Origin of the sequence: Ensifer aridi (assembly GCF_002078505.1) — a bacterium.
Classification (GTDB): Bacteria; Pseudomonadota; Alphaproteobacteria; order Rhizobiales; family Rhizobiaceae; genus Sinorhizobium; species Sinorhizobium aridi.
In genome coordinates this window covers 125,325-146,763 of the sequence record NZ_LUAV01000011.1, presented here as the reverse complement: position 1 = coordinate 146,763, position 21,439 = coordinate 125,325, and the positions used below count along the sequence as shown (strand labels likewise).

The window sequence follows — 21,439 nt, the reverse complement described above, 5'->3', positions numbered from 1 at the left end:
AGGATGACGGAGGAGGGGTAGCGTGGCGCTGCGTCTAACCGCGTGCGTCTGCGCCTATTTTAAAACTGGTTGATTTATGCAACCAGTATGGCATAGTTTCCGGGAAGCCGTCGTGCACACAGGAGGAGACGATGCGACTTTATCAGGGCATGGGACCGAATTCTTATCGCGTCCGCATCTTTCTCAAGGAGAAGGCGATCGAAGTGCCGATGGTGGAGATCGACTTCATGAAGGGCGAGCACAAGGCGCCGGAATTCCTGACGCTCAACTCTCTCGGGCAGATCCCCGTGCTTGAACTCGACGACGGTACGATCATCACAGAAAGCGTCGCGATCTGCCGCTATTTCGAGGAGACCCATCCGGAGCCGCCGCTTTTCGGGAGCGATGCGGTCAGCTGCGCAAGGGTCGAGATGTGGAACAGGCGGGTCGAATTCGAGCTCTTCGGCACCGTCGGCAATGTGGCGCTGCATTCCGATGCCTTGTTCAAGGATCGGCTCGTGCAGTTCCCGGCCTTCGCCGAGACCGAGCGGCAGGCGGTGCCGAGGAATTGGGCCTGGCTCGACCGCGAGCTTGCCGACGGCCGGCCGTTCCTTGCCGGCGAGAGCTTCTCCGTCGCCGACATCAGCGGGGCGGTCTGCGGCTGGCTTTCGGAAGTGTTCGGGATGGAAATTCCGGGTGAACTCGAAAGAGTTCAGCGCTGGCACGAGCGGGTGAGGAGCCGGCCGAGCTGGAGCGCATGAGGCGCAACGCAGCAACGCGCGGGACGCGCGGTCGGCCGGGTCTGCTTTCAAGAACAGATACGCGTAGCGGTCGCGGGAACCAGCATTAAGCCTGCACGTTCCCCTTTGCATCACGACACAAAGGCTGCAGAGGGAGGCAGTTGGCACATGTATGTCATGGCGCTTGCGACGGACTATGATGGAACGCTGGCCGAATTCGGCGAGGTCAGAGAGGAAACTCTGCAAGCCTTGAAAAGGCTGCGGGAGACCGGCCGCAGGCTGCTGCTCGTCACCGGGCGCGAACTGCCGGACTTGAAGCGCGTGTTTCCGCACACGGACCTGTTTGACAAGGTCGTCGTCGAAAATGGCGCGTTGCTCTATACGCCGGAAACAGAGGAGGAGCGGCCGCTCGCGCCAGCGCCGCCGCCGGCTTTTATAGAGCGCCTCAGAGAAAAGGGCGTCGACAGGATATCGGTCGGCCGTTCCATCGTCGCAACCTGGGAGCCGCACCAGACGGCGGCCCTCGAGGCCATCAACGAACTCGGGCTCGAGCTCGAGATCATCTTCAACAAGGGCGCGGTGATGATTTTGCCGAGCGGCGTCAACAAGGCCACGGGATTGAAAGCGGCGCTCAAGGAGATCCAGCTTTCCTTTCTGAACGTCGTGGCCGTCGGCGATGCGGAGAACGATCACGCGCTCTTGCGGACCTGCGGTTGCGGTGCTGCCGTCGCGAACGCCTTGCCCGCTCTCAAGGACACGGCCGACGTCGTGCTGGAAGGCGCGCGCGGTGCCGGTGTCGAGGAATTGATCGAGCGGGTCATGGAGTCCGACTATGCGCTCTGCGCCAATGCCCGCCACCAGGTGCCGATCGGCGAGGATGATGACGGGCCGGTCGAGATCGGGCCGATCGACGTGCTGCTCATCGCCGGAAGTTCGGGAATCGGCAAGTCGACGCTGGCGACTGCCATTTCGGAGCGATTGCGGGAGCGGCGCTGCCAGTTCTGCGTCTTCGATCCTGAAGGGGACTATCAGGGGCTCGAAGGCGCCGTGACGGTCGGCGACGGTTCGACCACGCCGACGGGCAACGAGGTGCTGGACCTGCTCGCCAATCCGGACGACAACGTCGTGGTGAGTGCCCTCGGTTTCGAGCTGAAGGAGCGGCCCGGCTTCTTTGCCGAGCTGATGTCGGACCTTTCGGCGTTCCGCGCCAGAACGGGCAGGCCGCACTGGTTGATCATCGACGAGGCGCACCATCTCATGCCGTCTTCGCGCGACAGCGCCTCGCTTGCCCTTTCGCACGATCGCTCCGGCACAATCATGGTCACCGTTCACCCGGATACCGTCTCCCCTGACGCGCTCAGGGCGGTGACGGCAGTCGCAGCGCTAGGCCCCAAAGCGCGCGAAGTGATCGCGGACGTTTGCGCCGCCGTCGGCGATGCACCGCCGGACGGCCTGGACGACCCGCTCGAGGACGACGAGGTTCTTTTCTGGCGACGCTCGCCGCCAGAGCCGGTGCGACGGATCCGTGTCGAACAACCCCGACAGGCCCGCAAGCGGCATACGCGGAAGTATGCGGAAGGCCAACTGGGCGAGGAGGCAAGCTTCTATTTCCGAGGTCCGAAAAACGAAATGAACCTGCGCGCCCACAATCTGATGATCTTCCTGCAGATTGCCGAAGGGATCGACGACAAGACCTGGGAGCATCATTTGCGCCGAGGCGATTACTCGAAATGGTTCGAGGAGCGCATCGGCGACGAGGAACTGGCGCTGGAGACCGCCGGCATCGAAGAGGATCGCTCGCTCTCGCCGGCCGAGAGCCGCCAAAGGCTCGCCGAGGCCGTGCGTCGCCGCTACACCGCACCTGCGTCGGAGAAGGACTGAGCGCTGATCGATCCAAGAGGGAGAGCGGGTGCTGGCAGAAAACCGCGCACGCTTTTCCTCATTCCGCGCTAGCGTTTCGGCTTCTGTTTCGAGCCCGCACTCCTGCCGTCCGAGCTCTTGGAGCGCTCGTCAAACCGGTCGGCGCCCTTGGCGAGGTCGGACCCTTTTTTCGCTTCTACCTTTTTTTCTTCTTTCGCGGCGCTTTCGTGCAAGCCATGAGCGGCCTGCTTGCCCTTTGCCGTCGGAGCTTGTTTCACACCCATTTCGCCACTCCTCCACGATGGAGATGACCCGAAATCATCGTGATCCAATCGAACGTGCAGGGAGCGTTCCTTGTTCCCTCCCGCAGGCGACGGCTTTGCTCTTTGAGGGGTCAAATCGCCTGGCAAGGCGTCCGTGGTGCACGTAGCTGTGGACGGCCTTGTTTTTGCCTCTCTTGCCTTCTCCCTGGCTTTTTTGAATTCCTAAAATGAAGGCGCTTGATTCGCGCCGCACCGCATTCGATCGCCGTTTCCCCGGGGCACGGGCAGCTTTCGACGGCCGGGGAACTGCCCAAGGAGAAGAGCCATGACAGAGTACAAGAAGCCGATCATCACCGAGATGCGCCCGAAAATCACTGTCATCGGAGTTGGTGGGGGCGGCGGCAACGCGATCAACAACATGATCGCGGAAAACCTGCAGGGTGTGGACTTCATCGCCGCCAATACGGATGCGCAGGCGCTCTCGATGTCGAAGGCGGAGCGGCGGATCCAGCTCGGCGCCGCCATCACCGAGGGTCTCGGGGCCGGCTCGGTGCCGGACATCGGCAACGCGGCGGCACAGGAATCGATCGACGAGATCATGGACCACCTCGGCGGCACGCATATGTGCTTCGTCACCGCCGGCATGGGCGGCGGTACCGGCACGGGGGCGGCACCGGTGATCGCGGAGGCCGCACGGCGGGCCGGCATCCTGACGGTCGCCGTCGTCACCAAGCCCTTCAGCTTCGAGGGCAAGCGGCGCTTGCAGACGGCGGAACTGGGCATCGAGCGGTTGCGTGAAAGCGCCGACACGGTGATCGTCATCCCCAACCAGAACCTCTTCCGTATCGCCGACGCCAAGACCACCTTTGCCGACGCCTTCATGATCGCCGACCGCGTGCTCTATTCGGGCGTGAGCTGCATTACCGATCTGATCGTCAAGGAGGGCCTCATGAACCTCGACTTCGCCGACGTGAAGACGGTGATGAAGGGCATGGGCCGCGCAATGATGGGAACGGGCGAGGCGACCGGCGAGAGCAGGGCGATGATGGCGGCGGAGGCGGCGATCGCAAATCCGCTGCTCGACGAAGTCTCGATGCGCGGCGCCAAGGGCGTGCTCGTCTCGATCTCCGGCGGCATGGATATGACACTCTTCGAGGTGGACGAAGCAGCGACCCGCATCCGCGAGGAAGTCTACGACGAGGCCGACATCGTCGTCGGCGCCATCTTCGATCGCACCCTCGACGGCACCTTCCGCGTTTCCGTCGTCGCGACCGGTCTCGACAGTGCTCGCGGCGCCGAGGCGGCAGCGCCCGAGGCGATGAATGGGCAGCCGGCTGCCGTGCCAACGCGCACACTGCAATAAGGGTACACGTCTCGCGGACTCACGAGCAGCCTACATGATGAAAAGACGAGCTGTACTCGCTTCGCTCATACGATTCGATAGATCCATATCTGACTTGAGAGCGTCGTTCGCTGAGCTCCCTTGGGATGCTGAACGGTCATCACGCTAAAGCGTGATGATGTCGCCGCAATTTTGAGGCGATTCGGCAGCGGCGAAATCGATGAACATTCCGTCGAGGATTGGGCGAATCTTGTCGAAGCACGCGAGGACATCCGCTTCGAGTTAGGGCACGAGGATACGATCGCGTCTGCAATTCATGCACTCGCAAATCCCTACCTTCATGGGCAGATCACTGCCATCCTGTCCGGGATGCTCGTCGATCTTTGCTGAGCAGCAGCCTCTCATTCTGACAAGCCGGCACGGCGCAGATCATTGACGAAGCGATCGATGAAGTCTTCCGACATGGCCGGGTGGCTTCCGAAATAGAATTCGGCCCGGGCGGTCTTCGTGGTCATGTCCGGCCGCCGCTCAAGGAGCGCGGCGACGGCTGCGCGTGCTTCGTCCGTCCGCTCCTCGGCCCCGAGGGCCGCTACCAGCACCATGGCCGGCCAGAAGGTGGCGTTTTCCTGACGCAGTGAGGCGCGGGCGGACTCGATGGCTTCCGTAAGCCGGCCAGACTGATAATGCGCGATAGCCACCATGTTGTGGAACGTCCATAGATGCGGATCGCGGGGGCTTAGCCGGAACGCCTCGTTGATCGCGGCAATGCCCTCTTCCGGCCGATCGACGTAGCAGAGCGCCTGACCGAGGGCGAAATGGCCTTGCGCGAAGCTCGCATCGAGCCTCAGCGCATTGCGCAGATGATCGATGCCGCGCTCCGGCTGGCCGCCGAGCGCCAGTGCCCGGCCGAGTGCCAGGTGTGCGGCAGGCTCGCGGCTGTCGAGCGCGATCGCCCGCTCGGCAAGCGCGGTGGCATCGGCGATCCGTTCGGCGCGTTCCTCCAGCGGGCCGTACCAGCCGAGCTGTATGTGGACATAGGCAAGTCGGGCATGGGCCTGGGCGAAACTGGGTTCGAGGCTTGTCGCTCGCTCGAAGAGCTCCTTGGCGACCTTGAGGTCGTCGAGGTTGAACTTGTAGAGGTGCCAGAGGCCCTTGAGATAGATATTCCACGCGTCCATATCGGCGGCCGTGTGGCCGCGCAGCGCCGCAAACTCGATCATGCCGAGTTCCGGTCCGATGGTGCCGGTTATCTGGCCAGCGATCTCGTCCTGCAGCACGAAGATGTCGTCAAGGGTGCGCTCGTAGCGCTCCGCCCAGAGCAGCATGCCGGTGCCGCCGCTCAACAATTGCGCGGTGATGCGAATGCGGTTGCCCGAACGGCGGACGCTCCCCTCGATCACATATTTGACGCCGAGGTCCTCGGCGACCTTCCTGACATCGACGGCCGTCCCCTTGTAGGTGAAGGAGGAATTGCGGGCGACGACGCGCAGCCATCGGCAGCGGGCGAGCGTCGCGATGAGCTCCTCGGTGAAACCGTCGGAGAAGTGCTCCTGTTCTTCGGCGCTCGACAGGTTGGCGAAGGGAAGCACGGCGATCGAAGGGCGCTTGTGATCTGGCACCGGCCGCTGATGCGGCGGCGCAGGCTGAGTTAAGCTCTCCGCCGCCTCGTGCGGTTGCCATTGCCAGACGCGCACGGGAGCAACGTCGCCGAGCGTTCGCGAGCCGAGATCGACCGCAGGAAAATCGAGCTTCGTGCCGATCTGGTCGTAGACCTGCTGCGACACGCAAATGCCGCCGGGCGGTGCCATCTCCTGCAGGCGCGCGGCGACCGCCATGCCATCGCCATGGATATCGCCGTCCTCGACGACCACGTCGCCGAGATGGATGCCGATGCGCAGCTCCAGGCGCTGCGCTTCGGCACTGTCATTGTGCTCCTGCATCGTTCGTTGGATCGCGATCGCGCAGGCAACCGCGTCGATGACGCTCGCAAATTCGGCTAGCGTTCCGTCGCCTGTCTGTTTGACGATCCGCCCGCCGCGAGCCGCGACCGCAGGCACAATGAAAGCGTTGCGGCATGCCTTCAGCGCTTGGAACGTGCCGGCCTCGTCACGTCCCATCAGCAGGCTGTAACCGACGACGTCGGCATCCATGATCGCTGCCAACCGCCTCATGTGCTCCCCTTCATCCGAACCAAGTTGGTCCAGTTCACGTGCGGCCGCTTCCGATCCGTGGAGCGGTGGTGCGCGCGAAATCCGCACGCACTTTCCGATCCCGATCCAAGAAGTGAGGTGCGGGATGCTCGCGGAGAACACTTCAAGCGTTTCCTGATCCCGCGGGGGAAGAGTAGCAACGGCAGCGGCTGGTGTCCATTAGATGGCGCGCATGGATATGCGATGTCGCCTAACGCGCGTTGCATTCAATCGAATTCATGCGACGCGTTCAGGTTCTTGTGCATGTCGTGACCCCAAAACCGCTGCGCACTTTTTGGGCGACATGCACTAGATCAAGATGACTTTGCGTCGATCGACCTAAAGTAGGTTAGCGCCGGATGCGGGCGGAAAACCGCGCACACTTTTCCTTATCCCGCGCTAGCGCCTATTCGCGCGGCTGACCCGCCAGATAACATTGCCGACGTCGTCTGCGACGAGCAGCGCGCCGGTCTTGTCGATTGCGACCCCAACGGGACGGCCCATCGCCGTGCCGCCGCGGCCGAGGAAGCCGGTGAGGACGTCGCGTGGCGGACCGCTGGGTTTGCCGTTGCGGAAAGGCACGAAGATCACCTTGTAACCGCTGTGGACGCTCCGGTTCCACGAGCCGTGCTGCCCGACGAAGGCGCCGTTCGCGTAAGTCCGGCCGAGGGACGCCCCCTTGGAGAAGGTAAGGCCCAGCGAGGCAGTATGCGCGCCGAGCGCGTAGTCAGGCTTGATCGCCTTTGCAACGAGATCCGGCCGGGGCGGCTTGACGCGGGGATCGACGTTTTGGCCGAAATAGCTGTAGGGCCAGCCGTAGAAACCGCCGGCCCTGACGGAGGTCATGTAGTCCGGCACGAGATCGTCGCCGATCTCGTCACGCTCGTTGACGGCGACCCAGAGTTCGCCGCTTTCCGGATTCCAGGAAAGCCCATTCGGGTTCCTGAGGCCCGAGGCGAAGACGCGGGTCCGGCGGCTCTCCGGATCCACCTCTAAGACGGCGGCGCGGTTCTTCTCCGCCGCCATGCCGTTTTCCCCGATATTGCTGTTGGAGCCGACGGTGACGTAGAGCCTGCGCCCGTCGCGGCTTGCGATCACGTCTTTGGTCCAGTGATGGTTGAGGTCCCCGGCCGGCAGGTCCACGATCTTTCGCGGCCGCCCGCGCGCCCGGGTCTGGCCGTCGGAATAGGGAAAGGCTACGAGGGCGTCGGTATTGGCGACGTAGAGCCTGCCGTTGGAAAGTGTCATGCCGAAGGGCGAGTTCAGTCCTTCCGCAAAGGTCCGGCGCTGATCGGCAACGCCGTCGCCATCGGTGTCGCGCAGAAGCGTGATGCGGTTGGCGCTCTTGGTGACCGCGCCGGCCCGCTTCATGGCCGCTGTCATGAAGACCTTGCGCAGGCTGAAGCCTTGGCCACGCTTCTCGGGCGCATTGCTTTCGGCAACCAGCACGTCACCGTTCGGCAGCACATGCAGCCACCGCGGGTGATCGAGGTTTGCCGCAAACGCGTTGACCTTCAGCCCTCTTGCGGGCGCGGGCATGCCGCCCCTTTGCCAGCCGGTCGCATCGGCGATGTTAACGATCGGGATTATCGTGGGGCGCGGCTTCGGCAAGGTGGGGTTCGGACCATAGCCGATGCTGCCGGTCGTCCGCGCTGTTTGCTGCGCCGAGACGCCGGCGCAGCTCGCCACAAGCGCGCCCACCAGGGTGATCACGACTGCGGTACGCGGAAAGCCGGTGTTCATCAGACGCCCTCCGAACAGTGGCAGCATTGGACTAAGACGCAGGACGGCTTCGTCTTATTCCCCGCCACGACCCAAAACGGCGGCGTTCGTGACTTGTTCCTTGCAATCTTTGCGGGGGCGGCATTGAGGAGTATTCTTCCATTCGGCCGAAAAAAAGCCGGGGCGCGGACACCCCTGCAACTGGTGCGAGCGCCTTTCAACTATATCGAATAGCCTGCGGAAACATGTTCCTCGAACGGGCTGGTTCAAGGGACTGTCGCAGGCCCTTGGGAGGAAGAGATGACACGCAGAGCCCAGATTGGGGGAAAAACGTCGCGTCGCAAGTTTTTGAGCGGCGCAGCCATGGCCGGTGCAGCCATGGTTGCCGCGCCGAACGTCGTCAAGGCGCAGGGGCCGATGAATATGCGTTGGCAGAGCACCTGGCCGTCGAAGGATATCTTTCACGAATACGCTCAGGATTTCGCCAAGAAAGTCAATGATATGACCGGTGGCGAGCTCAAAATCGAGGTGCTGCCGGCGGGCGCTGTCGTGCCGGCCTTCGGCCTGCTCGACGCCGTGTCCGAAGGGACGCTCGACGGCGGCCATGGCGTGCTCGTCTATCACTATGGCAAACAGACGGCGTTGGCACTCTGGGGCTCGGGTCCCGGCTTCGCCATGGATGCCAACATGCTGCTCGCCTGGCACAAATACGGCGGCGGCAAGGACCTGCTTGCCAAGCTCTATGAATCGATCGGCGCCAACGTCGTCTCCTTCCCCTATGGACCGATGCCGACACAACCGCTCGGCTGGTTCAAGAAGCCGGTTGCCAAGGTTGAGGACATCAACGGACTGAAGTTCCGCACGGTCGGCATCTCGATCGATGTCTTCACCGCCCTTGGCGCCGCGGTAAACGCGCTGCCGGGCGGCGAGATCGTCGCGGCGCTCGACCGCGGGCTGATCGACGCGGCGGAGTTCAACAACGCCTCCTCCGACCGGGTACTCGGTTTTCCTGACGTCGCCAAGATCTGCATGCTGCAGGGCTATCACCAGAATGCCGAGACCTTCGAGATCCTGTTCAACAAGACAAAGTTCGATGGTCTGCCAGAGCAGATGAGAGCGATCATCACCAATGCGGTCGAGGCGGCTTCGCAGGACATGGCGTGGAAGGCGATCGACCGTTACTCGAAGGACTATATCGCGATGCAGACGACCGACCAGGTCAAATTCTACAAGACGCCGGACGCGATCCTCAAGCGGCAGTTGGAGGTGTACGACGAGGTGGTTAAGAAGAAATCGGGGGAGAACCCGCTGTTCAAGGAAGTTCTCCAGTCCCAGATCGCCTTTGCCGAGCGGGCGACGCGGTGGGAACAGGACACCGTCGTTAATCGGCGAATGGCATTCGACCACTACTTCGGAAAGGACGGGGTGGCGAAGGAGCTCTGAGAGTCAGCGGTCAGCGCTGCTTTGCCTTGGCGAAGCAGCGCAATCGGTTCCGATGAAATAAACGTGGGAGCCAGGTGTCTCCCGCATCCCGGGGGTGCCGCGTGGAGGTTCAGCGGTTTCTGCTTACAATCGACGCCATCAACGTCCGGGTTGGCAAGGCCGCGGCGTGGCTGATCATCGGGCTGATGACGCTCGTCTGCGCCGAAGTCTTTAAGCGCTACATCCTGAACATGCCAACGGCGTGGATATTCGATGCAAGCAACATGCTTTATGGAAGCCTCTTCATGCTGGCGGGCGCCTATGCCTTGGCGCAGAACGCCCATGTGCGCGGCGACTTCATCTATAGTTCGCTAAGGCCGCGCACACAGGCCGCGCTCGATCTCCTCCTTTACATCCTCTTCTTTCTGCCCGGCATCGCCGCGCTTATCTATGCCGGCTACGACTATGCCGCGCTTTCCTGGAGGATCGGCGAGCATTCGACGGTAACGGCGGAAGGACCGCCGATCTACTATTTCAAGACGGTCATCCCGGTGGCGGGCGCCCTCGTGATGCTGCAGGGGCTTGCCGAGATCGTGCGCTGCATCGTTTGTCTGAGGACCGGGGAGTGGCCGCGCCGGCTCCACGACGTCGAAGAGATCGACGTCGTCGCCGAGCAACTTGCCCAGAGCCAATATGTCGATGTCGAGGCGCGTGAGGCGGCCATCGAGCGGGCGCAGGACATCGAGAGAGCGGCGCGGCAGCGCGGTCTCAAGGGAGAGGAGGAGACGTGAGCGACCCGTTCCTCGGACTGACGATGCTGATGCTCATCGTGGTCGTGATCATGATGGGCTTCCCGACAGCGTTCACGCTGATGGGGCTCGGGATGCTCTTCGGCTTCTACGCCTTCTACAATCCCGCGGAGCCCTGGATCGACAACCGCGTCTTCGATCTCATGGTTCAGCGCACCTATGGCGCGATGACCAACGACGTCCTGATCTCGATCCCGCTCTTCGTGCTGATGGGCTATGTGATGGAGCGCGGCGCGCTCGTCGACAAGATGTTCTACAGCGTGCAGCTCTCGTTCCGGCGCGTGCCGGCGTCGCTTGCCATCACGACGCTCATCGTCTGCACCTTCTGGGGTATTGCCAGCGGCCTCGTCGGTGCCGTGGTGGTGCTGATGGGCGTCATCGCCATGAACCCGATGCTGAGAGCCGGCTACGACGTGAAGCTCGCCTCCGGCGTCATCACAGCGGGAGGCACGCTCGGCATCCTGATCCCGCCCTCGGTGATGATCATCGTCTATGCGGCGGTTGCAGGGCAGTCGGTGGTCAAGCTCTATGCGGCGACGATGTTTCCGGGCTTCTTCCTGGCACTCCTCTATGTCGCCTATGTCCTTGGCTGGGCGGCGCTCAACCCGAAAATCGCCCCGACGCTCCCCGAGGAGCAGACGCGGGTTCCGGTGCCGATCTGGATGAAGCGTTTCGAGGCGCTCTATTCGCGCAACATGCTCGTCGGGCTTTTATCGGCCCTGTTTCGCCCGTCCCGCGCGATGGCCATCGAGATGGAGGAGGGGCGGTTCACCTATTGGAGGCTGGTGAAGAATGCCGTCGCGGCACTCGTTCCCTTCTTTCTTGTCGCCTTCACGCTGGCACTCGTCTGGTGGTACGTCGTTATCCACCAGCAGGCGGCCGAGACGGAAGCGCCGGAAGGCCTCGAGGAGCTCGGCGCGCCGGCGGCTGATGGAGGGCCGGTGGCGGCCGATGGACCTGCCACGGGCTTCTACATCTGGTTCGGCATCGCGGTGGCGATCGCTGCACTCGCGCTTGTCCGCTACTACATCAAGATGAATGCCGAAAGGCTTCAGGTCGTGAAACTTCTTGTCTCCTCGGTCATGCCGCTCGCGATCCTCACCGTCGTCGTGCTCGCGGTCATCCTCTTCGGCATCACGACCGCGACGGAGTCGGCTGCTGTCGGCGCGGCCGGCGCCTTCCTACTGGCGCTGCAGGCGCGCACGCTCAGCTGGCAGCGCACCAAGGAAGCGGTGTTCCTGACGGCGAAGACGACGGCGATGGTCTGCTGGCTCTTCGTCGGTTCGGCGCTCTTTTCCGCCGTCTTTGCTATCCTCGGCGGTCAGGCGCTGATCGAGCAATGGGTGCTCGCGCTCGACCTCACACCGGTGCAGTTCATGATTCTCTCGCAGGCGATCATCTTTCTTCTCGGCTGGCCGCTCGAATGGACCGAGATCATCATCATCTTCGTGCCGATCTTCCTGCCGCTGCTTAGGCACTTCGACATCGACCCCATCCTCTGGGGCGTGCTGGTCTTCGTCAATCTCCAGGCCGCGTTCCTGTCGCCGCCGGTGGCGATGTCGGCCTATTACCTTAAGGGCGTTTCGCCGCCGCATGTGAGCCTCAACCAGATCTTCGCCGGCATGATGCCCTACATGCTGATCGTCATCCTCTGCATGGTGCTCATGTATCTCTGGCCCGGCATGGCGCTCTGGCTTCCGGAATATCTCTACGGATGAGCGGAGGCGGATTTCCTCTGGCAGATCGTGATGCTTGCTGCGCTGACCGGACGCGAGACTTGCAAAGATCCGCACGAAAATAGAGCCCGCCGTCAGCAAGCGGGCTCTGGAAAAGATCGCGGCGAAAACATTGCCAATCTTGGACAAAGTCACTGGCAGAAATGTCGCGCCCGTCCGATGACGGTTCGGGCTATCCGATTCAGCATCCTCCCCGGGGAGCCGCCGCTAACTCGACCGAGTTCGCACTCACAATCAGAACTCACCCTGTGCGCGAGCTCTGATCTAAATTGCTACTGAAATCAACTCGGATTTGCCCCATGATGTTTGCCACATCGGTCGCGCCGGTCCAGTAACTTTTCAGGGCCAATTGTAACGAAGCACGATCGATTCTTGCCCTGTCCGCCGCTCTGGCAACTCTGCTGGTTGTGGCGAGGACAAAGCGCATCATCTGCATCACCGCCTTGAGGGGAGGCTGTTTCACCATTGGAACTGAGCCTCTTTGCACAGCGTTGTGCCAACGCGGCCGTTTTCTCAGGGGGAAGTAAGAAATGGCACGGACCAATGCAGATCCGATCCATCACACGCAGAAGATGAAAGGCGAATTGAACACTCTGATCGACCATTTGCGGGAAGATGTCACCAAGATCGACGATCCGCAGTTCAAGGCCTTGTTCGAAACCTCGGCAGAGGTGCTTGGCGGGCTGGTCAAGGCTTTTACGCACTACGAACGGAAGAGCGAGGCGGCTTGGAGGCGATAGCAGCCCGAGACAAGCCCGCGGTTCGGTACGACGCCCCAGCCGTTCGGGCAGATCAGGATCGACCCGCTCATGGCGGCCATCCTACCGTCTCGGATGGCAACGCCATGTGGGGCTCGGTTCCCGGCATCCGCCCCCGCGGTGACAGCCAAGTCCCTTGTAACTCTAAAAGTTTCGTAAAACCCGAGGGAATTTCCTAACGATCTTTAAGTTAGTTATTGCTTAATTAAGCGGATGGGCTGCCGAGGGGGAAGGCTATGAGGGCCGCGACGTTCCGCTTGCAATTAAGAAAGCTGGCGCAAAACCGAGACGGCAACTTCGCCGTGCTCGGCGCGATCGGCTTCATCCCGATCATCGGAGCCGCCGCGCTGGCGATCGATCTCGTCGGGGCCTATCTCGAAGCGGAGAAGATCCAGAACGCGCTCGACGCCGCGGCACTGGGCTCCGTGCGGGCCTATGGCGAGGGAGCAACCGAGGAGGAGGCCTATCAGAAGGCCGAAAAGTTCTTCTGGGGCAACTACGCCTTGCCGCAGGCAAGCGTCGTCGATGCCTTGGCCGTCGCCACAGACCCATCCACTGAGGCGTTGGCGGTGAAGTTCACGCGGAGCCTCAACGAGGATACGGCCGCGGCCGAGTTCGTGCTCGACTACAAGTCGCTTTTCCTGGAGCGCATGCCACTGACGATCCGGCGCCAGGCAGTGGCGGCGCGCGCGGCGGGAGCGCAGGCTTGTATCCTGGCGCTCCACCGCACGGCCGATCGCGCGTTCGAGGTCAGCGGAAGTGCGGCGGCGGACCTCACCGGATGCACTGTCGTCTCCAATTCGAATCATGCTCAGTCGATCTATGTCGGCGGGAGCGGCAAGCTCAAAGCCGAATGTCTTTACGCGGCGGGCGGCATCTACAGCTCGCCGCAATCCATCGACTTGGCCTGCGAGCGCGCGGTCGAAGGATCGCCACGCGTACCCGATCCGTTTGCGAGCAAGGTTCTGCCCAAGACATCCACCTGGGTGGATCTTTCCGGCTGCGGCCAGAACTTCGTCGCCGGCGGCGGCGGCAATGGCGATTGCAACGGCACCGGCAAGACGCCCAAGAACGCCGATGGCCACGTGGTAACATTGAAGCCCGGTACCTATGGCGGCCTGGACTTGAAGGGAGCGATCAAGCTCGAGTCGGGCAACTACATGATCGACGGCGGCCGTCTCGAGCTCGGCAGCCAGACAGTCGTAAATGGACAACGGGTGACCTTCTTCCTGATGAACGGCGCCGAGCTCAAAATCAATGGCGGTGCTACCTTCAACATCTCGCCATCGCTGGAGGGTGCCTGGGCGGGTTTCTCGATTGTCGCCGAGCATGGCAACACCGCGTCCGCCATCATCAACGGCAACAGCCAATCGTCGCTGACGGGGATCATCTACCTGCCTGACGTCGCCGAACTGCAATATTCCGGCAACGGCGCGACGAGCGGAGAATGCATAAGATTGATCGCGCAGGAAATCACCCTCATCGGCAACAGTACATTCAAGATGGATTGCAGCGCCGAGTTGGCGAACACGCAATTCAACTATCCTGGCGCCATTCGACTGGTGCGCTGAATCCACGCGCCTCGGCCGCACCTGCATATCGGTGCTGATGGCCGAGCCGGTGTGCGGCATTCGGCAGTAGATGTTTTCGGTGGTATTCTTCGGTGCGGACGCGGAGGTTGCGCTCGGTGCCGGGTCGGAGGAGACCGCGATGCGGCGCCTTGGCAGGCGCCGCTTGCACTTCCGCAGCGATGCCAACCGGACCTTTCCGCATCTATCGGCAAGCGGCGCTGTGGAGAGGCGCCGGTTCTTGAGGGAGGAGCAAATGGAAACCCCCGTCCCACTGCATCCGAAACTCGACAACGGTGTCACCAGGGGCAGTCCTGCCTTCAGGGGAGGGACGCTGGTCTGCGCCTGCGCAGATAGAGCGGTCCGGATCCGCATTGCCGGCGGCATCGCTCACGATCACGCCTGCGGCTGCAGCAAGTGCTGGAAGCCGGAGGGTGCTACCTTTTCGATCGTGGCGGTCACACCGCATGAGAACGTCAGCGTGCTCGAAAACGGGGACAAGCTCGAGGTCGTGGACCCGACAGCCTTGATCCGGCGCCACCGCTGCAAGGAATGCGGCGTGCACATGTATGGGCCTGTCGAGCGTGAACATGCCTTCCAGGGACTCGATTTCATCCACCCGGAAAGGTTCGAAGAGAGCGGTTGGCCCGAACCCACCTTTGCCGCCTTCGTCTCGTCGATCATCGAGGGAGGGGTCGATCCCTCAAGGATGAACTCCGTCCGCAACCACCTGAGGCAGCTTGGCCTTGAACCTTACGACTGCCTGTCGCCCGAGCTGATGGACATCATCGCCACCTGGACGGCGAGGAGGAGCGGCGCGCTGAAGTCGTGACGGCGTGACCGCTCTTACCGCGCCGCGCGTCTTATCAGACGCGCAAAGGGCGCGATTGCTGCATGTTTTACCTTAGATTGGCTACGATCTGGGGCACACTCAGGAAGGCGGGATAGGGCGAAGAAGCGGCGCTCGCTCCCATCATCAGCAATTTCACTGGGTTGGTTGAAAGCCCGCTCGATAGCGTTGTGGACCGTCAAAAGCCCGCTTTTTTGCGATCAATACCGACACATCGACGCATGCAAGCGCTGCCTTGCGCACGAAATGCGGGCTTTGCCACAATTTCGCTCCACCTCGCCGGCAAAGTCTCGTCGCTATCCACCGGTTGGCAGGGGAATTCCAGGTCTCGCATAGCGAACGCCATCAGGTTGGGGGTACGGCCATCGCCGTTCGCATGCCGGCTGCGGCATCGAGCCGAGGATCCATTTCGATCTTCGGCGGTCGGTGACGTGCAGCCTCAAAGTGCTAGAGAGTCTTTCGTGTGTTTAAACGAAGGCGGGTGCCCGAAGCAGTCTGTGACCTAAGAAAGGAGCGGACCGCAAGAGCACGGGCGCCAAGATTCAAGGACGCTCTAGCCCTTTGATTCCATGGCATTTTCAGCCGCGCTCAGAATATTCTCCTGAGCGCGGGCGGCTCAGTGCGCGCAAAAACCGCGCACTGCGGAAGGGCGAATTGCGCGCAATGGACGGAGACGAAGAGGCGGGCGCAGAGCCGGCATGAGGCCGGCGTGCGCATCAAGGAGACCCAACTCATGAAGGTTGCAGCGTTTCTGGCAGCGGCACTTGTCGCGTTCACTTCGCCCAATACCGCGTCGGCAGGCATGCTGGCGCAGGCCAAGCAATTTACGGGGCTTCACGAGGTAAAGCATAACAGGCGCCTTCGCGCCGCTCTCGGCATCAATCCGGCGCGCACACCCTGGTGCGGCCATTTCATGGGCATGGTCGCTCGAAAGGTCGGGCGCCAGCCACCGCAAAGCTACGGAATCGCGCGGTCGTGGCTGAGGTTCGGTGCCCCGGTCAAGCTCGCCTATGCGCGCCCGGGGGATGTCATCGTCGTCAGGGCCGGCCGAGGCTATCATGTCGGCATCCTTTCGGAGCTGTCGAAATCGACCGCGCGCGTCATCGGCGGGAATCAGTCCGGGCGCGTGCAACTGTCCTATTTCAGCCGCGGGCAGGTGATCGCGGTGAGAAGATAGGCAGCGCAGCGCGGGTCTTCTCAGACGCGCAAGGTCGCTGTAGCACTTTGAGTTGCTGCATGTCTTTGTCCTTAAATCGAGGTCGATTTAAGGAGACATGCAGTAGCTCTCTATAGCCACTCACTTCAGCCCTCTTCCCGTGCGGGGAGAGGGCTCGCCGGTGAAAAAAAGAAAGGGGATGGCGCTGCGATCTCCCTTCGCCCCGGCTTGGGGAGGAGATAGCCGCGAGTCCGGATGCGGGGCGGTCACGGACGAAAAGCCCCGCGGCATTTTTCTCTGCGCGTCAGCACTGCCATAAGGCAGATCGCTTTACACTCTTCCTCGTCCCGCTCTAATCTCCGCGGCATTTCAATGTGGAATTGTCTGATGTCGCTTCGCCTTGCCACCTTCAACATCGAAAATCTCCTGAGCCGTTTCGATTTTTCCGGTTTTCGCAACCAGCTCAAGCAGGATCGGGTGCTGAGGCTCTTCGACGTCAGAAGCGAGGCGGAATATCAGCGGCTCGAGGAAGCGCGCACCATTGCGCATACGGACGACACGCGGCAGATGTCGGCGCTGGCGATCGCCGATTGCGATGCCGATATCCTCTGCCTGCAGGAGGCCGACAGCATGGCGGCGCTGCAGGCCTTCGAGTACGGTTATCTCTTCCGCATGGTCGGTAACGGCTACCGCCAGAAATACCTGATCGAGGGCAACGACACCCGCGGCATCGACGTCGCCGTGCTGACGCGGGAGGAGACCCGCGACGGGCAGAAGATCGAGTGCCTGGAAGTAAAGAGCCATGCGGCGCTCACCTATAACGATCTCGACCTGTTCAACGACGACCTGGCGGCGACCAACCGGCCCGGCGACCGCATCTTCAAGCGCGACTGCCTGGAAGTGGACCTGAAGATCGGCGGCCGGCCGCTCACCCTCTATGTCGTTCACTTCAAGTCGATGGGGCCGGCGCGCGAAGGGCTTGACGGCCGTCAGGCGACAATGGCCCTGCGCATCGCCGAGGCGAAGGCGGTGCGCCACATCATCGATAGCCGCTTCGGCCGCGGCCATACGGCGGACAAGATGTTTGCCATCTGTGGCGACATGAACGATTACCAGGAAAAGGTGGATATTCTCGGGGACCGACGCAACGGCTATGAGTTCGTTCCGCGCGAGGAGGCGATGAGCGCGCTCGAGATCCTGAGCCATGACGGCTTCGTGGAAAACCCGATGCTGAGGCGTCCGGTCCTCGACCGCTGGACGCTTTTCCACAGCCGGGGACCGGAAGAGCGGCATCTCTGCCAACTCGACTATATCTGGCTGTCGCCTGCGCTCGCCCGCCGCAATGCGGCCCAGGTGCCCGAGATCATCCGCGCCGGCCAGCCCTATCGCACCATCTTCCCCGCGAGCCAGGAGGTCGAGCGTTATCCGCGCACCGGCTGGGATCGTCCGAAGGCCTCCGATCACTGCCCGGTTGTTATGACACTGGATATCTGACCCATGACCCAACTCGAAAGCAACCGGTCGCAATGGCCCGCCGAAGGCACGATTTTTCCTGTGTCGGAGATCCACATAGAGGTCGCGCCCGGGCCGCACCCGTTTCATCTGGCGGAGGTGGAGCGTGCTCGAGCAAGCTGGCAGAGAGAAATTGCGGCGAACCCGCACCTCTTCGATGGCAGGATGGTACTGCAACGGTCGATCCGCATCGCTGACGGGCGCATCGTCGCGCGCGCCCATATCGTGCCCTATTCGACTTTCCTCTGGTGGCGGAAGACGCGAGCACCGGGCGCGTGCCACATCTTCGGTATGCCGATGCTGCTTTCTTCGGACGGCGCCGTGATCGCGATTCGTATGGGTTCTCATACCGCCAATGCCGGACGTGTCTACAGTCCCGGTGGTTCGCTGGAGCCCGAGGATATCATCGATGGGCGCTGCGACGTCGCCCGCAACATTGCGCGCGAGGTCAAGGAGGAGACGGGAATTGCGCTTTCCGAGGCGAGCGCAGAACCGGGTTGGCATGCCATCCATATGGACGGCACCATAGTCGTTTTCCGCGTCTTCCGATTAGCGGCCAAGGCCGACGACATCATTGCGCAGGTGGCAGCGCATGTTGCCGCGGATCCGCATCCGGAGATCGATGAAGCGGTGGCGATCCGTTCGCCGGACCCGGCTGCGCACAATTATCCTGCTTTCATCCCGCCGATTCTGGAATGGCTTTTTGCACGGGATTCCGGCTGAACCGGTTTCTGTCGCCATGGCACAGCGTCGCGCTCACCCAGTCGCCTTGCTGCGTCCGGGCCGACTACACGGATCGGATTTGTTCATGACTTCTTGATCTGGGAACGGATCAACATCAGTCCGACGATGGTGAGTGTGGTAAAGCAGGCGCCGGCGAGGAAGGTCGCCTTTGCCCCGGCAATGTCCCAGAGAGCCCCGGCGAGGACGCTCGCAAGGAGCAGGGCGAAGCCGGAGACGAGGTTGAACATCCCGAAGGCGGTTCCGCGCAGTTCCGTGGGAGCGGTGTCGGCCACGAGCGTCGCCAAAAGCCCCTGGGTGAAGCCCATATGCAGGCCCCACAGTGCCACGCCGAGGCCGAGCGCGAGGACGCCGGTTGCGAAGGCGAGGGCGAGATCGGCAAGAACCAGGAGGACAAGGCCGACCACGAGCAGCGTCAAACGATCAACGCGATCGGACAGGGCGCCCGCCGGATAGGCGGAAAGCGAGTAGGCGAGGCTCATGATCACGAGCACGACCGGAACCACAGCCAAGGGCAGGCCGATCGACTGGGCGCGCAGGATGAGGAAGGCCTCGCTGAAACGGGCGAGCGTGAAGACCGCGGCGATGGCAACCACCCACCAATAGGCCGATCCGAGTTGCCTGAGTTCATCGCGGCGCAGCGGCATGCGCACCCGGCGTAACTCTGCCGGCCGCTCGGGTTCCTTGACGGCGACGAGGAGGACGCCGACGGACAGGAAGGCCGGAATGACCGCGAACCCGAACACCGCCTGAAAATGGTCTGCCGTCAGCCACATCAAGGCGATTGCGAGCAACGGGCCGAGGAAGGCGCCGACCGTGTCGAGTGACTGCCGCAGACCGAAGCTCGCACCGCGCAGATGCGGCGGGGCGATGTCGGCGACGAGCGCGTCTCGCGGCGCGCCGCGAATGCCTTTCCCTACGCGGTCGATGAAACGGGCCGCGATCAGCCATTCGAGGGAAGCAGCAAGCGGGAAGATCGGCTTGGTAAGCGCCGCGAGGCCATATCCAAGGACTGCCAGGACCTTGCGCTTGCCCAACCAGTCACTGAGCGCACCGGAAAAGACCTTGGTGATCGAGGCCGTCGCTTCTGCAACGCCCTCGATGATGCCGACGGCGAGCGTCGACGTCCCGAGCGCCGTGACCATGTAGATGGGCAGCAGCGCGTGGATCATCTCGGATGAGATGTCCATGAACATGGAAACGAAGCCCAAGGCCCAGATTCCAGCGGGGATACGGCGGCGCGAAAGGCCGGAATTCGTCTCAGCCGTCATGCTGTTGCACTCTCGGGCTCCGCCCTTCACCCTGCGCGGCCCGCCGTGAGGGTTTGCCTTCGCTCTGGAATCGCGCCGCGTCTTGCGGCTATGCCATAGCGCTTCTCGCTGTGCCGGGGAAGGCCATTGAGGTCGGCCCGTTCGGTCAAGGAGATAGACGTGCAGCAACTGAAGGCCTACAGCGACCTTCGCGCGTCTGATAAAACGGCGCGGCGCTGTAGAGGGCAACCACGCGGGCACCAGTGTCTCGCTCGAGTATCTGCCTTTCTCTCGAAGGATAATTGAGAGTCTTTCCCACGGTGGGGTACGGCTCGGCTCCGCCTCTGTAGACCGCTGGCATCCGTGCGCGGCTTTTGGTCTTGCCGCCGGGACGTTCGCGTTGCAAGTTCTACGGTGAGGTGTCCGCCGGCCGCAGGTTTCTCGGCAGGCGCTGCCTGCGTCGAATGCGCCTCTCCATTGCGGAGAATGGATCCAGGACTTCGGGGGCATGGGAGGTGCGCAGGAGGAGGGGTGCGGGCGTCTCCGCTCGCACAAGGATTGACCGTCGCGAATCCGGAAACCACCGGAAATCACGACGATCCGGACCAGTAAGGGGAGATGCATGGCACTACACTACGCGATCTACGACGTCTTCACCGAGAGCCGTCTAGGGGGCAATCCTCTTGCTGTGGTGTTCGAGGCAGACGGCCTCGGCGACGAAACGATGCAGGCGGTTGCGCGGGAGTTCAACCTCTCCGAGACGGTTTTCATCCTGCGGCCCGGGAGTGCTGCCCATTCGGCGCGGCTGAGAATATTCACGCCGGTGCACGAGCTTCCCTTTGCCGGACACCCCACGGTCGGAGCGGCGGTCGCGATCGCGGAAGCGCGTTATGGCGAGTCCGCCAGAGCGCTCGACCTCATGCAGGTTCTGGAGGAAAAGATCGGACCGGTGCGCGCCGCGGTGCGGCTGAAGCCGGGCAAGGCGACCTTTGCCGAATTCGACCTGCCACGCAAGCCGAACAGACTCCACGCGCATTTCGACAGGCAGGCGATAGCCGATGCGCTGAGCCTCAAGACGACGCAGATTGGTTTCGAAAACCACGTGACCTCCTTCTGGAGTGCCGGCGTTCCTTTCGTGATGGTGCCTCTGCACGATGTCAACGCCGCCGCTTCGGTGGAATTCGACCCGCAACGCTGGGAACAACTGACACCGCTCGCCGAAGGCCGGCTGGCAGCCGCTTACCTCTACTGCCGCGGCGGTATCAACCACATGGCCCGCTTCCATGCCCGTATGTTTGCCCCCGAGATGGGCCTCGTCGAGGACCCGGCGACCGGTTCGGCCGCGGCCGCCCTTTCCGGTGCGATCAATCTTTTCGATGAACTTGTGGACGGACACCATCCCATTCTGATCGAGCAAGGCGTGGAGATGGGCCGTCCTTCCTTCATACACCTGCATCTCGACATCGCCGACGGCGAGATCACCACCGCCCGCATCGGCGGGCACGCTGTGAAGGTCGCCGAGGGGAAGCTGGCGATTTAGAA

Annotated in this window: 18 protein-coding genes; 13 read left to right on the top strand and 5 right to left on the bottom strand. The window is 62.5% G+C overall.

The features are described 5' to 3' along the window. Positions 1-131 precede the first annotated feature (131 nt). Both AYK65_RS09960 and AYK65_RS09955 read left to right on the top strand, forming a co-directional pair. A complete protein-coding gene (locus AYK65_RS09960) occupies positions 132-740 on the top strand; it encodes a glutathione S-transferase family protein (protein WP_081158253.1) in 609 nt (202 codons plus the stop codon). A 147-nt stretch (positions 741-887) separates the two neighbouring features. Then, the gene (locus AYK65_RS09955) at positions 888-2,600 is read left to right on the top strand and encodes an HAD family hydrolase (protein WP_081158252.1); all 1,713 of its coding nucleotides are present in this window, start codon (positions 888-890) and stop codon (positions 2,598-2,600) included. 68 nt (positions 2,601-2,668) lie between these two features. Here AYK65_RS09955 and AYK65_RS09950 read toward each other — a convergent pair whose 3' ends face one another. Further along, positions 2,669-2,863 (bottom strand): hypothetical protein, encoded by a 195-nt coding sequence (locus AYK65_RS09950; RefSeq protein ID WP_081158251.1) that lies wholly within the window; start codon positions 2,861-2,863, stop codon positions 2,669-2,671. Positions 2,864-3,167: 304 nt separating this feature from the next. Here AYK65_RS09950 and ftsZ point away from each other — a divergent pair, with 304 nt between their 5' ends. After that, entirely contained in the window at positions 3,168-4,205 is a 1,038-nt protein-coding gene (gene ftsZ, locus AYK65_RS09945) for a cell division protein FtsZ (RefSeq protein ID WP_081158250.1), read from the top strand. A gap of 380 nt (positions 4,206-4,585) precedes the next feature. Here the strand turns inward: ftsZ and AYK65_RS09935 are convergent, their stop codons facing one another. Together AYK65_RS09935 and AYK65_RS09930 are read right to left on the bottom strand one after the other, a co-directional pair. Beyond that, entirely contained in the window at positions 4,586-6,355 is a 1,770-nt protein-coding gene (locus AYK65_RS09935) for an adenylate/guanylate cyclase domain-containing protein (protein WP_081158281.1), read from the bottom strand. Between the two features lie 417 nt (positions 6,356-6,772). Next, positions 6,773-8,116, bottom strand: coding sequence for a PQQ-dependent sugar dehydrogenase (locus tag AYK65_RS09930; RefSeq protein ID WP_052728671.1), 1,344 nt, complete (start codon positions 8,114-8,116; stop codon positions 6,773-6,775). A 279-nt stretch (positions 8,117-8,395) separates the two neighbouring features. On the opposite strand from AYK65_RS09930, the gene AYK65_RS09925 reads away from it, so the two are divergent. The 3 genes from AYK65_RS09925 to AYK65_RS09915 all read left to right on the top strand — a co-directional run bounded on the left by AYK65_RS09925 (position 8,396) and on the right by AYK65_RS09915 (position 12,044). Continuing rightward, entirely contained in the window at positions 8,396-9,538 is a 1,143-nt protein-coding gene (locus AYK65_RS09925) for a TRAP transporter substrate-binding protein (protein WP_081158248.1), read from the top strand. Between the two features lie 101 nt (positions 9,539-9,639). Then, the gene (locus tag AYK65_RS09920; protein ID WP_046120768.1) at positions 9,640-10,308 is read left to right on the top strand and encodes a TRAP transporter small permease subunit; all 669 of its coding nucleotides are present in this window, start codon (positions 9,640-9,642) and stop codon (positions 10,306-10,308) included. Continuing rightward, positions 10,305-12,044: a TRAP transporter large permease gene (locus AYK65_RS09915; protein ID WP_046120769.1), complete on the top strand. Its 1,740-nt coding sequence runs from the start codon at positions 10,305-10,307 to the stop codon at positions 12,042-12,044. Before AYK65_RS09920 ends, AYK65_RS09915 begins: the two co-directional genes overlap by 4 nt. A gap of 259 nt (positions 12,045-12,303) precedes the next feature. On the opposite strand, the gene AYK65_RS09910 is transcribed toward AYK65_RS09915, so the two are convergent. Further along, positions 12,304-12,528, bottom strand: coding sequence for a hypothetical protein (locus tag AYK65_RS09910; protein WP_046120770.1), 225 nt, complete (start codon positions 12,526-12,528; stop codon positions 12,304-12,306). Positions 12,529-12,592: 64 nt separating this feature from the next. On the opposite strand from AYK65_RS09910, the gene AYK65_RS09905 reads away from it, so the two are divergent. The 6 genes from AYK65_RS09905 to AYK65_RS09880 all read left to right on the top strand — a co-directional run bounded on the left by AYK65_RS09905 (position 12,593) and on the right by AYK65_RS09880 (position 18,629). Continuing rightward, positions 12,593-12,802, top strand: a complete 210-nt coding sequence (locus tag AYK65_RS09905) for a hypothetical protein (RefSeq protein ID WP_026617642.1) — start codon at positions 12,593-12,595, stop codon at positions 12,800-12,802. Positions 12,803-13,056: 254 nt separating this feature from the next. Beyond that, entirely contained in the window at positions 13,057-14,391 is a 1,335-nt protein-coding gene (locus AYK65_RS09900) for a TadE/TadG family type IV pilus assembly protein (protein ID WP_081158247.1), read from the top strand. 253 nt (positions 14,392-14,644) lie between these two features. Then, on the top strand, positions 14,645-15,220 hold the full coding sequence (gfa, locus tag AYK65_RS09895) for an S-(hydroxymethyl)glutathione synthase (RefSeq protein WP_081158280.1): 576 nt from the start codon (positions 14,645-14,647) through the stop codon (positions 15,218-15,220). A 751-nt stretch (positions 15,221-15,971) separates the two neighbouring features. Then, positions 15,972-16,415 carry a TIGR02594 family protein gene (locus AYK65_RS09890; RefSeq protein WP_081158279.1) on the top strand — a complete coding sequence of 148 codons (444 nt, stop codon included), beginning with the start codon at positions 15,972-15,974 and terminating at the stop codon, positions 16,413-16,415. Between the two features lie 366 nt (positions 16,416-16,781). Next, positions 16,782-17,888, top strand: coding sequence for an endonuclease/exonuclease/phosphatase family protein (locus tag AYK65_RS09885; protein WP_081158246.1), 1,107 nt, complete (start codon positions 16,782-16,784; stop codon positions 17,886-17,888). A gap of 3 nt (positions 17,889-17,891) precedes the next feature. Then, positions 17,892-18,629: an NUDIX hydrolase gene (locus AYK65_RS09880; protein ID WP_046120772.1), complete on the top strand. Its 738-nt coding sequence runs from the start codon at positions 17,892-17,894 to the stop codon at positions 18,627-18,629. 83 nt (positions 18,630-18,712) lie between these two features. Here AYK65_RS09880 and AYK65_RS09875 read toward each other — a convergent pair whose 3' ends face one another. Then, positions 18,713-19,918 (bottom strand): MFS transporter, encoded by a 1,206-nt coding sequence (locus AYK65_RS09875; RefSeq protein WP_081158245.1) that lies wholly within the window; start codon positions 19,916-19,918, stop codon positions 18,713-18,715. A gap of 601 nt (positions 19,919-20,519) precedes the next feature. Between AYK65_RS09875 and AYK65_RS09870 the strand changes: the two genes are divergently transcribed. After that, a complete protein-coding gene (locus tag AYK65_RS09870; RefSeq protein ID WP_026617635.1) occupies positions 20,520-21,437 on the top strand; it encodes a PhzF family phenazine biosynthesis protein in 918 nt (305 codons plus the stop codon). The last annotated feature ends 2 nt before the right edge of the window (positions 21,438-21,439 follow it).

Excerpts from the sequence above, each read along its gene's own strand:
- AYK65_RS09885 (WP_081158246.1), top strand. The coding sequence starts at position 16,782 with ATGTCGCTTCGCCTTGCCACCTTCAACATCGAAAATCTCCTGAGCCGT.
- gfa (WP_081158280.1), top strand. The coding sequence starts at position 14,645 with ATGGAAACCCCCGTCCCACTGCATCCGAAACTCGACAACGGTGTCACC.
- AYK65_RS09880 (WP_046120772.1), top strand. The coding sequence starts at position 17,892 with ATGACCCAACTCGAAAGCAACCGGTCGCAATGGCCCGCCGAAGGCACG.
- AYK65_RS09925 (WP_081158248.1), top strand. The coding sequence starts at position 8,396 with ATGACACGCAGAGCCCAGATTGGGGGAAAAACGTCGCGTCGCAAGTTT.
- AYK65_RS09960 (WP_081158253.1), top strand. The coding sequence starts at position 132 with ATGCGACTTTATCAGGGCATGGGACCGAATTCTTATCGCGTCCGCATC.
- AYK65_RS09930 (WP_052728671.1), bottom strand. The coding sequence starts at position 8,116 with ATGAACACCGGCTTTCCGCGTACCGCAGTCGTGATCACCCTGGTGGGC.
- AYK65_RS09950 (WP_081158251.1), bottom strand. The coding sequence starts at position 2,863 with ATGGGTGTGAAACAAGCTCCGACGGCAAAGGGCAAGCAGGCCGCTCAT.
- AYK65_RS09955 (WP_081158252.1), top strand. The coding sequence starts at position 888 with ATGTATGTCATGGCGCTTGCGACGGACTATGATGGAACGCTGGCCGAA.
- AYK65_RS09875 (WP_081158245.1), bottom strand. The coding sequence starts at position 19,918 with ATGACGGCTGAGACGAATTCCGGCCTTTCGCGCCGCCGTATCCCCGCT.
- AYK65_RS09870 (WP_026617635.1), top strand. The coding sequence starts at position 20,520 with ATGGCACTACACTACGCGATCTACGACGTCTTCACCGAGAGCCGTCTA.
- ftsZ (WP_081158250.1), top strand. The coding sequence starts at position 3,168 with ATGACAGAGTACAAGAAGCCGATCATCACCGAGATGCGCCCGAAAATC.
- AYK65_RS09935 (WP_081158281.1), bottom strand. The coding sequence starts at position 6,355 with ATGAGGCGGTTGGCAGCGATCATGGATGCCGACGTCGTCGGTTACAGC.
- AYK65_RS09905 (WP_026617642.1), top strand. The coding sequence starts at position 12,593 with ATGGCACGGACCAATGCAGATCCGATCCATCACACGCAGAAGATGAAA.
- AYK65_RS09900 (WP_081158247.1), top strand. The coding sequence starts at position 13,057 with ATGAGGGCCGCGACGTTCCGCTTGCAATTAAGAAAGCTGGCGCAAAAC.
- AYK65_RS09890 (WP_081158279.1), top strand. The coding sequence starts at position 15,972 with ATGAAGGTTGCAGCGTTTCTGGCAGCGGCACTTGTCGCGTTCACTTCG.
- AYK65_RS09910 (WP_046120770.1), bottom strand. The coding sequence starts at position 12,528 with ATGGTGAAACAGCCTCCCCTCAAGGCGGTGATGCAGATGATGCGCTTT.